The sequence below is a fragment of the Acinetobacter sp. UBA6526 genome, assembly GCF_002434875.1.
Lineage (GTDB): Bacteria > Pseudomonadota > Gammaproteobacteria > Pseudomonadales > Moraxellaceae > Acinetobacter > Acinetobacter venetianus.
In genome coordinates this window covers 1-14,325 of record NZ_DJLC01000092.1, presented here as the reverse complement: position 1 = coordinate 14,325, position 14,325 = coordinate 1, and the positions used below count along the sequence as shown (strand labels likewise).

At 40.2% G+C, this 14,325-nt stretch carries 13 protein-coding genes; 5 read left to right on the top strand and 8 right to left on the bottom strand.

Going from position 1 to position 14,325, the window contains the following annotated elements:
- Nucleotide 1: 1 nt before the first annotated feature.
- Nucleotides 2-409 (top strand): NUDIX hydrolase, encoded by a 408-nt coding sequence (locus B4237_RS05980; protein WP_286942148.1) that lies wholly within the window; start codon nt 2-4, stop codon nt 407-409.
- Here the strand turns inward: B4237_RS05980 and B4237_RS05975 are convergent.
- Together B4237_RS05975 and recG are read right to left on the bottom strand one after the other, a co-directional pair.
- On the bottom strand, nt 393-1,043 hold the full coding sequence (locus B4237_RS05975) for a ComF family protein (RefSeq protein WP_286942145.1): 651 nt from the start codon (nt 1,041-1,043) through the stop codon (nt 393-395). The genes B4237_RS05980 and B4237_RS05975 overlap by 17 nt on opposite strands.
- On the bottom strand, nt 1,030-3,075 hold the full coding sequence (gene recG, locus B4237_RS05970) for an ATP-dependent DNA helicase RecG (protein WP_286942142.1): 2,046 nt from the start codon (nt 3,073-3,075) through the stop codon (nt 1,030-1,032). Before recG ends, B4237_RS05975 begins: the two co-directional genes overlap by 14 nt.
- Nucleotides 3,076-3,093: 18 nt before the next feature.
- Here recG and B4237_RS05965 point away from each other — a divergent pair, with 18 nt between their 5' ends.
- Together B4237_RS05965 and B4237_RS05960 are read left to right on the top strand one after the other, a co-directional pair.
- Nucleotides 3,094-3,912 (top strand): NAD-dependent epimerase/dehydratase family protein, encoded by an 819-nt coding sequence (locus tag B4237_RS05965; RefSeq protein WP_286942140.1) that lies wholly within the window; start codon nt 3,094-3,096, stop codon nt 3,910-3,912.
- A 126-nt stretch (nt 3,913-4,038) separates the two neighbouring features.
- Nucleotides 4,039-5,019: a putative solute-binding protein gene (locus tag B4237_RS05960; protein WP_278595294.1), complete on the top strand. Its 981-nt coding sequence runs from the start codon at nt 4,039-4,041 to the stop codon at nt 5,017-5,019.
- A 34-nt stretch (nt 5,020-5,053) separates the two neighbouring features.
- Here the strand turns inward: B4237_RS05960 and plsB are convergent, their stop codons facing one another.
- Nucleotides 5,054-7,600 (bottom strand): glycerol-3-phosphate 1-O-acyltransferase PlsB, encoded by a 2,547-nt coding sequence (gene plsB / locus B4237_RS05955; protein WP_278595295.1) that lies wholly within the window; start codon nt 7,598-7,600, stop codon nt 5,054-5,056.
- Between the two features lie 277 nt (nt 7,601-7,877).
- Between plsB and B4237_RS05950 the strand changes: the two genes are divergently transcribed.
- Entirely contained in the window at nt 7,878-8,750 is an 873-nt protein-coding gene (locus B4237_RS05950; RefSeq protein ID WP_278595296.1) for an acyl-CoA thioesterase, read from the top strand.
- 130 nt (nt 8,751-8,880) lie between these two features.
- On the top strand, nt 8,881-10,122 hold the full coding sequence (locus B4237_RS05945) for a dicarboxylate/amino acid:cation symporter (protein ID WP_278595297.1): 1,242 nt from the start codon (nt 8,881-8,883) through the stop codon (nt 10,120-10,122).
- 66 nt (nt 10,123-10,188) lie between these two features.
- Here B4237_RS05945 and B4237_RS05940 read toward each other — a convergent pair whose 3' ends face one another.
- The 5 genes from B4237_RS05940 to B4237_RS05920 form a co-directional block, all read right to left on the bottom strand.
- Nucleotides 10,189-11,133, bottom strand: coding sequence for a metal-dependent hydrolase (locus B4237_RS05940; protein ID WP_019385429.1), 945 nt, complete (start codon nt 11,131-11,133; stop codon nt 10,189-10,191).
- A 129-nt stretch (nt 11,134-11,262) separates the two neighbouring features.
- Complete coding sequence (gene yihA / locus B4237_RS05935) at nt 11,263-12,039, bottom strand: ribosome biogenesis GTP-binding protein YihA/YsxC (RefSeq protein WP_004877646.1); 777 nt, start codon at nt 12,037-12,039, stop codon at nt 11,263-11,265.
- Between the two features lie 71 nt (nt 12,040-12,110).
- Nucleotides 12,111-12,563: an RrF2 family transcriptional regulator gene (locus tag B4237_RS05930; protein WP_023013765.1), complete on the bottom strand. Its 453-nt coding sequence runs from the start codon at nt 12,561-12,563 to the stop codon at nt 12,111-12,113.
- Nucleotides 12,564-12,643: 80 nt separating this feature from the next.
- Nucleotides 12,644-13,855, bottom strand: coding sequence for an NO-inducible flavohemoprotein (hmpA, locus tag B4237_RS05925; RefSeq protein ID WP_278595298.1), 1,212 nt, complete (start codon nt 13,853-13,855; stop codon nt 12,644-12,646).
- 141 nt (nt 13,856-13,996) lie between these two features.
- Nucleotides 13,997-14,325, bottom strand: a 329-nt coding sequence (locus tag B4237_RS05920) for a helicase HerA-like domain-containing protein (protein ID WP_286942134.1), incomplete at its 5' end; no start/stop codon positions are given.

The following is a 14,325-nucleotide window of genomic DNA, read 5'->3' as shown; positions in this document are numbered from 1 at the left end:
AGTGAAAACAATTACTGTGGCTGCGGCTGTTATTTTGAACGAAAAAAATCAATTATTATTGGTGCGTAAACAAAACACACAGGCTTTTATGCAAGTTGGTGGAAAATTAGAGCTGAATGAAGCGCCTGAACTCGCGATTCAGCGTGAAATACTGGAAGAGATCGGTTGTCATTCGGAAATCAAAAAGTTTATTGGGCAGTTCCATACACAGGCGGCCAATGAACCTGATCATCTTTTAGTGAGTTATGTTTATTTAGTTGAGCTAAAACAATCTCCTCGGATTGCAGCTGAGATTGCTGAAATGAAGTGGATTCAATTAGATGATCAAATCACTGTATTAGCTCCTTTGACGAAAGAGGTGGTGATTCCATGGTGTCGTAAATATCAGCCACTTATGCAGCTGGCTTAACGCCACCAGCAGCGAGACAAATGGCATGAATTTTTTGGCAGCCCAATTGTGTCAGTATTTCTGAAAGCGCATGAATTGAGCTGCCAGTCGTCACCACATCATCCACAATCAGGACATTGCGATAACGGATTTTATTTGGTGGGCATGCAATAAATTGTTGTTCAATATGATCAAGCCGCTCTAAGCGAGTTAGACCTTTCTGTGAATGCTGTGCTAAACGTTGTACAGGTTGCCAGATTGGAACATTCAGATACTGACTCAGTGTTTTAGCGAGCAGAAGTGACTGATTATAGCCTCGTTCAATCAAGCGATCTGTTGAAATCGGCATAGGCACAATCGCCTGTATTTTAGGCAATTTGAGTTGTAATAAAAGCCCTGCTAATAGCCGTTCATATTCAAGTTTTTGCTCATATTTAAACTGTTGAATAATACGATCAATCGGATATTGATAATGGCAAGCAACGTAAATATGCTGTTCATGACGTTGAATTTGTTGTTTTAACCAAGGCAATTGTTGCCAACAATTTGAACAAACGCCAAACTGTTGCTTGATGCCCACATCACATAAATCACATGGCGTAAAATAATCAAACAACTGTCGGGTTTGTTTACGTAATAAATTAAACACAGGCATAACGTGGTGCTTCAGGTAACCAGCGTTTCAGCAAGCCTTTTGCATGTTGCGGGTAATCTTTGAGAATGTGTTCAGCCACATAATGTGCTTGACTCAGTAGATGATCATCACGTTCTAAGCGTGCAACACGAAAGCCCATATCACCTGTTTGTTTAGTACCGAGTAATTCACCGGGGCCACGTATTTCTAAATCTTTTTCTGCAATCACAAAACCATCATTACTTTCTCTTAAAATTGAAAGTCGTTCCTGCCCATTTTGTGAGAGTGGTGTTTTATAAAGTAATGCGCAGAAACTAGCCGTTGCGCCACGTCCCACACGACCACGAAGTTGATGTAGTTGAGATAGGCCAAGCCGCTCGGCATTCTCAATCACCATAATTGAAGCATTGGGAACATCAACACCGACCTCTATCACCGTCGTTGCAATCAGGAGTTGTGATTGATTGTCTTTGAAAGCTTGCATAACGGCTTGCTTTTCATCAGCCTTCATTTTTCCATGAACCAATCCAATTTTAAGATCAGGAAAGCGTTCTTTGATTTCCTGATAAGTTGCTTCAGCGGCTTGTGCATCTAAGGTTTCGGATTGTTCGACTAGCGTGCAGACCCAGTAAGCTTGCTTGCCTTCAAGACAATTCTTAGCGATACGTTGCAACACTTCTTCACGGCGATCCAAAGGAATAGTCACGGTTTGAATCGGTGTTCGTCCCGGTGGGAGTTCATCAATGATAGAAGTATCAAGGTCACCATAGGCACTCATTGCAAGCGTACGAGGAATGGGGGTTGCGGTCATGACTAGTTGATGCGGTGTGAATTGATCAACCCCTTTGTTGCGTAAAGCGAGGCGTTGGTCAACACCGAAACGATGCTGCTCATCAATAATAACCAGTCCTAATTTTGAAAATTCCACATTGTCTTGAAATAATGCATGCGTACCAACAACCAGTTGGGCGTGACCCTCTTTGATGTGTTGCTCAGCTTGCGCACGCGCTTTGCCCTTTTGTTTACCTGAAAGCCAAGCCACTTCAATACCCAGCGGTTCAAACCAACGTTTAAAATTCAAGTAATGTTGTTCCGCTAAAATTTCAGTTGGTGCCATTAACGCAACTTGCCAATCTGCTTCAAGCGCATGACATGCGGCAACGGCAGCAACCAAGGTTTTACCTGCACCGACATCACCTTGAACTAAACGTAACATTGGTTGATCTTGTTTTAGATCTTGTAGAATTTCTTTCGAGACACGCTTTTGAGCATTGGTCATTTGAAAGGGCAATGCTTCTAATAGTTTTTTAGCGAGTATTTTACTGCTACTAAATCGAGGTGCGGCAATCTGACGAATATAAGCACGACGTGTCAATAAGCTAATTTGATGCGCTACGAGTTCTTCAAAAATCAAGCGTTGTTGTGCAGGATGTGAACCTTGATTGAGTTGTAACATATTGGCATCAATCGGTGGTTCATGAATGTAGTGTAGGGCCTGTTTTAACTCATAACCGTTGCTGTACTTACTTGGTAATAATTCAGGAAGATCATCACTATGATGTTGCAATGCTTGGCGAACATATTCGCGTAGCTTAGGTTGAGTGAGTCCTTCTGTACTTGGATAAATTGCCGTGAGCTGAGTTTTTGGAAGTGGCGTATGCTGTTGAATGACTTGGATTTCAGGGTGATAAAGTTCTAAACCACGCGCACCGACACGGACTTCACCGAAAATCCGTAAACGTTGTCCCATTTTGATGCGATCAGTTAAGCCTTTATAAATATGATAAAAACGTAAAGTCACTTTGCCAAAATCATCTTGGAGCAATGCGGCAAGAGATTTCTTTTTCCCGGGTGGAAAATCAACGGATCGCACTTCACCTTCAAGTAAATAACTTCGTCCAACAACCAGCTGATTCATTGGAATAATAGTGCTACGATCTTCATAGTCACGGGGAAGATGAAATAGTAAATCATCCGTGCTAAAAATATGAAGCTTTTCTAATAGGGTCGCTGCGGCAGCACCAACGCCTTGTAATTGCTGGACTGAAGTCATCTTTGATCAAGGATATGTATGCATATTTTATTTATTGGTTATGGTAAAACATCTCGGCGTGTCGCTAAACACTTATTTGAGCAAGATCACCACATTAGCACAATTAGTCGCAGTCCAAAAACAGATTGTTACGCGACGCATTATATTCAAGATGTTCAGCAACTTGATTTAACATCATTTCCGCCGATTGACATGGTTTATGTGATTTTAGCGCCTGCTGAAAGTGGTGTTGCAGCCTATCAACAAACCTATGTCGAGACCGTTCAGCCGATTGCAGAAGCATTAAAGCAGCATCCCATTCAGCGAATCGTGATTGTTTCTTCAACTCGTGTTTATGGTGAAAGCGAAGGTCAGCGTATCGATGATGAATCGGTGATTCAACCTGTCGATGAGCAAGGGCATTTACTTCGAAAAATGGAGTTGTTGTGGCAGGATTATTATCCTCAACAAAGTATTATTGTTCGTCCTACAGGGATTTATGGGACTTCAATTGCTCGATTAAAACGACTTGCAGAGCAGACACAAACTTATCCAGCGATTCATTTTAGTAATCGTATCCATATGGATGATTTAGCTAGATTCTTGGCATTTTTAGTCGATATTCAAGCCTTTGAATCGAGTTATATTGTGACGAATAACATCCCGATTCCGATGCATGAGATTTTATTGTGGTTTCAACAAAAACTAGGATTACCACTGCTAAAGCTTAGCTCAGACCATGAGACAGGTAAGCAAATTTTTGCAACTCGATTGGCCAAAACTAATTTTAAACTCAATCATCCCATTTGCTTTAATGACTATGCTGAGTTGTTACACGTACATAGTAATGAAAAATAATTAGGCTAGACTGCAAGTATGCTTTGAATTGTTGGTATGGATTTTGAATTTTAAATATCAGCAAATTCCGTAAAGGAACTGCCTGAATTATGCACGAGGTTTGCAGTCGGGCATTAAAGGTTGGATATGAGAAAAATAATTTGTTTAGTGTTATTAGGGCTGATGTCAACTGCGAGCTGGTCAGGTGAACAGACATGGTGTGTGTTCGACCCACTCGGCTCAAAAGGTGATATTAGTCGTCGTTTGCAAGATGTACGTTTGTCTGCATTACAGAACCGAGTCGATTTAAAATTTCAGTTTTTCAAAAATGAAAAGGATGCAATCCAAGCCTTTGACCAAAAAAAATGTTCTGGATTAGCAGCTTCTAACTTTAATACTTATCGTTATAACCATTTCATCGGTAGCACGGGTGGAATTGGTTTAATTTCAAATAATCGAGTTGCGCGGATGTTTTTGCAACTTTTAAATAATGTACATGTCGAAAAACGTATGATTGGTCAAGACTATGAGGCAATTGGAATGATTCCAATTGGCACAGCATATATGATCATGAATACACAGCAGATCAACAAAGTATCTCAATTAAAAAATAAGCGTATCGGTATTCTTGAAGATAATCCGCCACAACAGGCGTTGGTACAAAGTGTTGCTGCAAAGGCAGCATATGTAGATTTCTCTGATGCGGTTGATTTGTTCAAACAAAAGAAAATCGACATTTTAGCTGCTCCAGCTTATGGTGTCTTGCCGTATAACATTAAGAAAGAGTTTGGTGAGTCGACGCAGGTGGTTAATTTTCCTGTCGCCTATTTTGCGATTAGCATTGTTATTCGCCCCAAAGATTATCCAGTTGGTTTCGGGCATCAAATTAGAAATTGGTTTGTTAAAAATAACAATGTCTTAGCAGCGCAAGCGATTCAATGGGAAAATCACCTTCCTGCATATTATTGGGCAGATATTTCTAACTTTGAAAAGCAGGGATATGAAGCGATGGTGGCTAAGATTCGCAATCGTTATGTTGATCTTGGATACTATGATGCGTATTTCGTTGAATTAATCAAACGATTGAGATGTATTGATGACCCTCAATATTTAGAGTGTCGAAAGTAAAATAAAAGGCAACCGAAGTTGCCTTTTTTATGACTTAAGCTTTCTTTCGCTTTAATCGGCGTTTTGCTTGTTGTGAAGCCATAGCCTCTAACGCTTCGGCAAGTTCTTCATCACTAAAAGTCGTGATGTGTTGCAGCATTTGTAATGTTGCTTCATCCAGTACAAGTTGTGCCCCAGCTGCCATTTCACTGAAGTTATCATCATATTCAATAAAACCTTGATCGTTGTTACGGATATAGTTTTGTTGAGTTAAGACTTTAATGAAACTTTGGAATAATGCTTTATCGAAGAATTCAGGTGAATTGAATTCATATAACACAGATAGGCGTTGACCGAGTAAGTGGCTAAGCTCTTCAACTTGTTTAGTTGAAATATTGCCAGAACCACGTTGCGTAATCAGCGCTAAGGTCATGTAATAGCGTTCTAAACTTTGTTTAACAGGCATTGCAAGCGTTAAGAGTTTTTGATGCTCTTCACTGTTTGGCGTTGGGCTGAAAAGATTGCCTTCTTGATCTTGGAAAATCAGACCTATCTCAGCCAATGCATTGATGTAGCTATCAATATGCTGCTGTAACTCAGATGGTTGCCATTTCATAAACAATTCAGCTTTCAAGAATGGATACAAGGTGCGAATCACATTACTCAAATCTGTTTTATGGATTTTACCATTGTGCTCAACCAATGAAGCAACCAATGATGGCAAAACAAAGGCGTGCAAAATATTGTTACGGAAGTAAGTGAGTAGAACCGCTTGGTTGTCCTCAATCGCAATAATATCACCTAGTACGTGTTGAACACGTTTGATGAGCTTTAGCTTCAAGCCATAAGCAATAATTTCTTTACCCGATAATGGCGTTACTTGCGTGCGCTCATCGTAAGGATGTTCTGTCACTAGATCTCGATAAATATCGAGTTGCTTCGCACAGATTTCTTCATCCAAAGTGTGTTTTGGTGTTGCCAATAAAATTAAAGACAATAACGAAACAGGGTTGATCACCACGGCACGGTTGATGTTTTCTAAAATGACATTTGCAGAACTTGAAACCACATTTGACAGTTCAGTAGAGCTTGCTGTTTCGATTTGGATATTATCCGCATTGTTTTGCTTCAAAATATCATCAAGGAATACTGGCTCACCAAAATTCACATGTACTTTACCGAAGATACGTTCAATTTTTCGTAAGGTTTTTACAATACCAAAAATTGATTCAGCTTCTTTTGGTTTGCCTTGCATTTCACCAACATAGGTTGAGCCTTCCATTAAGCGCTCATAACCAATATAAGTTGGAACAAAAACAATTGGTTTTGCAGGGCCACGTAAATGGCCTTGGATGGTCATTGCCAACATACCCGTTTTTGGCGGAAGTAAGCGACCAGTACGTGAACGACCACCTTCAATAAAGTACTCGATTGGTGTATTGCGTGACAAAATGCTATACAAATATTCTTTAAATACAGAAGTATAAAGTGCATTGCCACGGAATGAACGACGAATAAAGAATGCGCCGCCGCCACGGAGTAGTTGACCTACAAAAGGTAAATTCAAGTTATCGCCGGCAGCAATATACGGGATCATCAAACCACGTTTATAAATGACATACGACAATAATAAATAGTCGATATGGCTTCGATGACAAGGTGTATAAACGATCTCGTAGTCTTTTGCTAATTCACGGACTGTACTGAAGTTATGTACTTCAACGCCGTCATAGAGCTGCGTCCATAAACGAGTTAATGCCATATCCGCAAAACGTACCGCGGAAGCAGAATAATCAGAAACGATTTCATTAACATAACCAATAGCACGACGTTCGGCTTCAAGCATACTGATTTTGTGCTGAATGCTTTCACGACGAATGGCATCTTGTACCTCAGGTGATTTGATCACTGACTGCATGACATTACGACGATCAGACAAGTCAGGGCCAAGTACCACTTCACGTTGCTGATCCAAATACGTATCTAACGAGCTGGCAATATATGTTGCTGGAGAGATATTTGGATGGTTAGTCTTGGCATAATCTACCAATTCACGTAGAGATTGCGGCTCGTGAAACTCTAAATAAGATTGACGACCATGCAGACCAATGTTGACGAGTTGTTTAACTGTACCTGGTGTTGCCCAAGTATCTGAGAATAATAATTTGAACCAAGAGTCTTCTTTATCTGGTGAACGTCCCCAAAGCACAGTCACAGGAACCAATTCTACTTCTACATCTGGATTTTGCTCTAGCGCTTCGATGAGTTGTAAAAGACGCGGGGGATAGGTTTGGGTATTGAAGAAATTGTTTTCGTTATGGTGCAAAAAGAGAACTGAATTTTTTTCTTGATAAGTCCCAAAAGCCAAAGGGTCTAGGGCTGGTTTTAAATGTAAACGTCTCGTTTCTCCATCAACCACAAGCGCATTACTACGAGAGTAATTTTGTAAAACATAGCACACAAGTTTATTTGAATCAGTTGTGCTTTGCTCTGCTGTAGTGGATTCTGTAGGAACTTCACCAAGAACATGTGGGGTAACCACAAGGTCAAGTAACTTACTCGAAAGTTGGCGATACATTTGACCAAATCCAGTCTTGGACATTACAAACTCCTAAATAATAATCCTGACATCGAGTCATGATGAACACGACATTCTGCGATATTCTTACATAAAACGGTATGTTATTTTCTGACAAAATATAGCGTATTTGGTAGATTTTATCGTTAAAAATCGTATTTTTAGCAGGTATAACTAAATACGAATGTGACGGACGAATCATTTTATCCTGAGCATCTTTATTGGAATTTATGGCACAATCAAAATATTAACCCCATAAGAATGGGTTAATTTCTCCTGATTGATGTTGGAAGGTTATTATATGAATGCTTTGACTCAAGAACTCGTTGAACTGTTGACCCTAGAAAGGATTGAAGATCATATTTTTAGAGGCAATAGCCGTAATTTAGTCGGGAAACGAGTGTTTGGTGGGCAAGTGCTTGGTCAAGCATTACGCGCTGCATCATATACAACTGACCGTCCAGCACATTCCTTACATGCATATTTTTTGTATGGAGGGGATGTAAATGCCCCGATTATTTATGAGGTTGAACCACTTCGAGATGGTAAAAGTTTTGCAAGCCGTCAAGTCAAAGCCATTCAACATGGGCGTGTAATCTTTTCTGCGATGGTATCTTTTGCCTATCCTGAAGAGGGTTTGAATTATCAACATAAAGAACCAGAATACCCAGCACCTGAGACATTAAAGTCAGAAAATGAACTCAAAGAAAGTCTAATTAATTTTGTGCCTGAAAATGTGCGCGCGAGTTTTATGCGTGAACGTCATGTCGAAATTCGACCAACGCAATTGATTAATCCATTTCAGCCACAACCAGAAGCGCCGTTTTACGCGCATTATATTCGGACTCATGGCACGATTCCGTCAGAGCTAGATGAAATTTCATTGCATCAGGCAATTGTGGCATTTTATTCAGACTTTACATTGATGACCACAGCATTACGGCCGCATGGTTTGTCGTGGATTTCACCAAACTTACAATGTGCAAGTATTGATCACACGATTTACTTCCACAGACCATTACGTGCAGATGATTGGATGCTATACGATATGGAAGCAACGGTGAGTGCGAGTTCTCGTGGTTTGAACTTTGGTAAGATGTGGCAGAATGGTCAGCTTGTTTGTAGTACTATACAAGAAGGCTTGATTCGGCTCAGAGAAATTGAAACGCAGTAACCGTCTTTCGTAATAAAAAACCATCAGTTTGATGGTTTTTTTATTATTGGAGCTGTGACAAAAAATTGCTCGAATCTTCAATAAGCACATGCCATAGTATTGATAGTTCATCAATTCCTTATTTTTTAGAATGAATTTAAATACACAAATTTTAATTGCCGCAATCTTTGGTGTGCTATTTGGACTTTTGCTCACGGCACAGCCAGATACCGTCTTTGCTGCAAATAGTTTATATGGACTTGGAATTTTAAGTAGCATTTTTATTGGCTTGTTAAAAATGTTATTGATCCCACTGATTTTTAGTTCAATTGTCGTGGGTGTTTCTAATTTACAAGCAGGTGGACAGTTTGGTCGTGTTTGGAAAGTGGCCGCACTGAGTTGCTTAACGACAACGACACTAGCTCTCATTCTTGGAATTAGCTGTGCGCATATTTTTGAGGTCGGAAAGGGAATTGATATTACGGTATTTCAGGCTGCGATGCAGAGCCATGAAACACCAGCTACGCTGACGCCATCCAGCTTTTTAACGAACTTTATTCAAAATACTTTAATTAATCCTTTCAAGGCATTCAGTGATGGTAATGTGCTGGCTGTTGTGGTATTTGCGCTGTTTCTTGGCGTTGCTTTGGTAAAAGGAGGTGAGCGGTTCAATTCAGTTCGGCAAATCAGTCAGCAGTTTTTTGAAATAATGATGATGTTGGTGGGCTGGGTAATGAAGCTTGCACCGATTGGAATTTTTGCCTTACTTGCGAAATTAATTGCAACCGAAGACCTCTCTGTTTTGAGTCGACTGTTCGAGTTTGCAGTTGTGGTGACAGGTACTACTATCTTTCATGGTCTCGTGGTACTACCGTTGTTGCTCTGGATATTTGGAAAGATGAATCCAATAACCTTTTTCAGAGGGGCTAGAGCTGCGCTGGTAACTGCATTTGCTACTAGTTCAAGTTCGGCAACGATGCCGCTTAGTTTGAAGTGTGCTCAGGAGAATTTAGGCGTTCGTCCACAAACAGCGGGTTTTGTAATTCCTTTGGGTACGCAGTTAAATATGGATGGAACAGCGCTTTATGAGGCTGCCGCTGCATTGTTTATTGCAAATCTGATGGGGTTAGATTTAAGTTTAACGCAGCAAATTATTGTGTGTTTGACTGCGATTATCGCATCTTTGGGTGCGCCAGGAATTCCAAGTGCAGGGATGGTGACGATGATTATGGTGCTGCAATCTGTCGGATTACCAGCAGAGGCAATCGCAATCTTACTTCCAATTGACCGTTTGTTGGATACGGTGCGAACCGTTGTGAATGTACAGGGCGATATGATGATTAGTGTGGTTGTTGATCGCTATGCGAAGCAAGTAGAAACAGAACCAAGCTGATTTTCCCCCTATACATCAGGCGTAAAAAAAGCAGGAGATAACTCCTACTTTTTTTATTAACTTGAATTACGCAGCTTGTTGTAAAGCGCGTTTTGCAGCTGGTGAGTTATTGAGGTAATTCACAGCATCTTGAGTATTCCCTTCTTTTACAGGGTCATACCAAGGCATTAAGTAATCAATTTGCTGAGCAACCAACCAAATTGGATTTGGAAGAATTTGGTTGTCCTTGCTGCCGATCTTATACCATTCTAGCCAAACCCAAGGCTTGAATAGACTTGGTTTCTTATCAGCAAAGCGTGGATCTTGGCTCATGATATGCGCTGCACCATCAACCCAAAGTCCTAGAACGCCAACAATTACGGCAACACTAAGGTAGTAACGTGCAATATAGCCACCGCCTAAATGGCGGTAGAGATCAAATGCAACTGTACGATGTTCGATTTCTTCTGACCCATGCCATTTGATCAAATCGATCATTTCAGGATCAGCACCGAGCTCTTCCCAGCGTTTATTATAGAGTGCATATTTACCAAGAACACAGGTCATATGTTCAACGGTAGCGATCACACCTAAGCGGAATAAATCCCATTGATGGTCAAGTATCTTAGGTACTTCTTTGCCGAAAGGTTTGTCAGCCAAAGCTTTGGTAAATAAGAAATCCATGATGTCTAAGTTACGTTGAATATCAATATTGCGCTGGCTTAGATATTCTTTATTTGCAGATGTATGCGCAACAGCGTGCATTGCTTCCTGACGAATAAAAGCTTGAACATCTTCTTTTAATTTCTCATCAGTAATTTCTGGCAGTACTTTGTTGTACAAACGGCAAAACCAAAACTCACCAGCAGGCAAAATATTGTTAATCTCATTAATAAAATAGCTGGCAAAAGGCTGGTTTGGAATCCAATCTACAGGTGTTTTTTCCCAATCAAATTTTACTTTTCGAGGGAGGATTTTATAGTCAATCGAAGAACCAAGAACTTTGTTCTTCACAAATGATAGTAATTTCATCGTTTAGTCCTAATCGATAGTGCAATGAACCAACACTAAGCAGTATATGCAAACGACCTAGTGTTTGTGTTTAGCAATTCGGGACAATTAAAATTTATTTAATGCATCAAGTTGCATGAAATGCATTTTTTATTCTTCAATGTCTGTTTCAGACACTTCTGGGATTTCATTTAAGTCAAATTCAGACGGTTGTTCGAGCGTATAATTCAAACGACCAGCCATCACGCTTGAGAGTTCCTCTAAACCGATACGGTTGAGCGATGAGAACAATTGAATTGAGAAATCAAGTTTCATTTTCTTCAACTGTTGTTTGACTTCCAGCAAAGTTTTATTTGCAGGACCACGGTTGAGTTTGTCCGCTTTTGTTAGAAGAATATGTACAAATAAATGACGAGAGTGTGCCCATTCCAACATCATTAAATCAAAGTGTTGTAATGGATGGCGAATATCCATCAACAGTACGAGACCTTGTAAACTCTTACGATGGATCAAGTAGTTTTCAAGTTCTTTTTGCCATACGATTTTCATGGCTTCAGGAACGGCAGCATAGCCATAACCAGGTAGGTCGACTAAGCGTTGGTCAGGATTGCCCAAACTAAAAAAGTTGATCATTTGAGTACGACCAGGTTTTTTAGAAGCGCGTGCAAGTTGCTTTTGATTGGTTAGTGCATTGATTGCACTTGATTTACCAGCATTCGAACGTCCTGCAAATGCAATTTCATAGCCTGTATCTTCTACGCACAAAGCGAGCTTAGGCGCACTCATTAAAAACTCAGCTTGGCGTAACCAATTTAAAGACTGTACCGCATACTCAGTTAATGCAGGATCAGTTTTCTTTTCATAACTGATTTTTTGTTTAGGTGCGAGTTTGGCTTTGGTGTCTTTAGATTGTTGACGCTGACGCATAGAAGCTTACTTTTGAATTGAAATAGCAAAGCTATTATAAAGGATGTCAGGGAATCGTGCGAATGTGATGGTTAAGCTTTTTGAGTGAGTTGTAAAAAATCAATATGAGAGCTTTGAGAGGACGGTAGAATACCGTGTTGCAAAACTTCGCCTAAAGTATAGCGGTCAAGACTTTGATAAAAGCTTTCTAGAGCTTGATCTAAGATACCTTTAAGACCACATTGTGAGCGCAATACACAAGGTGGGGTATTACATTCTACGATTTGGTGATTACCTTGCAAAATACGAACAATTTCACCGAGTTTGATATTACGTGCATCTGGATTTAGGCGAATTCCGCCGCCTTTGCCACGGATGGTGACAATCCAATGTTGTTTGCCCATAAAGTGAACCACTTTCACTAAATGATTTTGTGAGACATGGAGGTCTTTGGCTATATCGGCGATCGTATAAGGCACATCGCTTGGACGAGCGACATACAATAAAATCCTTAATGCATAATCAGTAAATTTATTGAGTTGCATAACTTCGCCCAATCTATTGTTATAGATAGAAAAGGCTAGTCTATCTCACCGACTAGCCTTATGCAAAACACTGATCGAGATCAGCTTAGTTTTACGCCGCCTGTTCCAAATGCTTCGCTATGAATGTTTTCAGCTGGAATGCCACGAGCAACCAGCGCTTTGTGTTGCTCTGCCATAAACGGCATAGGGCCACATAAATAATAATCGGCATTTGCTGGCAAGATCGCCGTATCGATTGAACTCAAATCTAAGCGTCCTGCGAGATCATAATCCTCACCTAGTACATCATTTTGATGTGGGAATTCATAGGCTGTGAATGTGCTCAAGCGAGGATATTGTGATTTAAGCGCATGAATATGCTTTTTCATGGCATGAACATGGCTACTGCGACATGCATGGATAAAGCTAACTGGTTGCGGCATATCCAGTGTTACGAGTTGATTTAGCATCGCGATCATTGGAGTTAAGCCAACACCACCGCTAATAAATACATTGCGTTTACTGCTATCAATCAGATAGAAATTACCTGTAGGTGCGGATACTTCAATTTCAGCACCTTCTATCAAACTATGTAAAGTGCTAGATACCCAACCACTTGCGAGATCGCCTTTTTCATCTTCTCGTTTGACTGAGATACGAAGGTAATCGCTTTGCGGGCAAGTTGATAAAGTATATTGACGAGGTTGTTTTAAGTTGAGTTCAGGAACAAATACACGAACTGAAATGTATTGGCCTGCTTCATATTTTGGTAAATCGCCACCATCGACAGGTTCGAGATAGAACGAAGTGATTTCTTCACTTTCGATAACTTTTTTCGCAATTTTAAAATTACGCCAACCTAACCAACTACCTTTGGTTTGTTGGTGTTGATCATAAATTGCTTTTTCTGTGTTAATGAAAAGATCTGCCAACTGACCATAAGCCGCCGCCCAAGCATCAATTAGTGGGTCTTCCATAGAAATACTAAGAACTTCGCTAATTGAATGCAGAAGATTCTCACCCACAATATTGTAGTCAGGTGCTTGAATATTCAGGCTGACATGTTTGTGTGCAATTAACTCGACGACAGGGAGTAGCACAGAGGGGTCTTCAATATTTTCTGCATAAGCTAAAACAGCACCTGCGAGTGCTTGAGCCTGAGCACCGCTACGTTGATGTCCCATATTAAAGGTTTCTTTTAATTCAGGATTATTGCCCAGCATACGGTTATAGAAGTACCCTGTTAGCGCGACACCATTTTCACGGAGAACAGGAACAGTAGCTTTTACTAGGTCGATTTGCTGCGGAGTCATGAGTGATCTCTCTTGGCTAAGATTTATAAGATGCATTTAAAATACATCTTATAAAATGTATTTGCAATACATCTTAGAATAAATTCCATAAAAAAAATAAGGGATAATAAATTATCCCTTGATTAATCATTGGAAAAGCTTTTATTTCTTTCCAAATAGCGAACCGAGCAAACCACGTACAATTTTTTGACCTGTGCTGCCGCCTAAGCTTCTTGCCGCACTTTTGGCGAATGTTCCAACAATATCTTGTGTTAATTTTTCGCGATCACGTTGTGCTTTCTCCGCCGCTTTTTGCTGCTCTTTAGCAAAACGTTCTTGTTCTTTTGCTTGTTGTTTGGCTAAAATTTCTTGTTCTTTACTTTGCTGTTTAGCGAGAGCATCAGCTTCTTTTTGTTGAGCTTGTTGAAGTACTTTCTGTTGTAGTAATTCATAAGCGCTATCACGATCTACCGCTTGATCATAGACACTTC